Below are 938 nucleotides of genomic sequence, written 5' to 3'. Positions count from 1 at the left end.
CTAGGCCGTGTCTGACAAACGATCTTGGGTGGGTTCGCGCAGCCAGAGGATCAGTGCGGCGAGATGGACTCCGGCCTTGTAGCGGGTGGCGAGTTTGTCGAAACGGGTGGCGATCGCGCGGAACTGCTTGAGGCGGTTGAAGCAACGCTCGACCACGTTGCGGGCCTTGTAGAGCTCTCGGTCGAAGGCCGGCGGCCTGCCGCCGGCCTGTCCGCGCCGCACACGGTTGGCCTTCTGATCAGCTCGCTCCGGGATCACCGCGCGGATACCCCTTCTCCGCAGGGAGCGGCGGATCGCCCGCGATGAGTACGCCTTGTCCGCGATGACCGCCTCCGGCCTGCGGCGGGGCCGTCCGGCGCGGGCCCGGGGCACCCTCAATTCGTCCATGACCTTGTCGAAGACGGTGGAATCGTTGACGTTGCCGGGCGTGACGACGACAGCCAGCGGCAGGCCGCGGCCGTCGCAGGCGAGATGGACCTTGGTGGTCAGCCCGCCGCGGGATCGGCCGAGCGCCTGGCCAGTCGTCGTATATGCCGGATCTTCCAGTTCGTCCCCCGCCCTCGCCCCTTTTTGCGGCCCCCGGCGGCATGCTGGTGGGCTCGGTTGACCGTGGAATCGACCGACACTGCCCACTCCACGGTTCCCACAGAGTCGTCGCGGACCTGGGCCTGCTCAAGCAGTCGGGCCCAGGTGCCGTCCGCCTCCCAGCGGGCGAACCGCTCATAGACCGTCTGCCACGGACCATAGCGTTCTGGCAGGTCACGCCACGGCGCACCGGTTCGTAACCGCCACAACACCCCATTGATCACCTGGCGGTGATCTCGCCACGGCCGACCACGACCATCAACACCCGGCAGCAGAGGCGCTATCCGCTCCCATGCCGCATCCGTCAGCTCACCACGACCCACCACAAGATCAATTATCAGACACGACCTAGG

Annotated in this window: 1 protein-coding gene; it reads right to left on the bottom strand. The window is 67.3% G+C overall.

The window, feature by feature from the left end:
• A protein-coding gene (locus G6045_RS40655; RefSeq protein ID WP_328708106.1) for an IS5 family transposase occupies positions 1-911 on the bottom strand; the annotation gives its coding sequence in 2 pieces (ribosomal slippage) (positions 1-563 and positions 563-911; 912 coding nt in all).
• Between the last annotated feature and the right edge of the window lie 27 nt (positions 912-938).

The organism is Streptomyces mesophilus (genome assembly GCF_011044995.1).
In the GTDB taxonomy this organism is placed as follows: Bacteria; Actinomycetota; Actinomycetes; order Streptomycetales; family Streptomycetaceae; genus Streptomyces; species Streptomyces mesophilus.
Note: the sequence above shows the minus strand (reverse complement) of the source record. Positions and strands in the feature narration are given on the sequence as shown.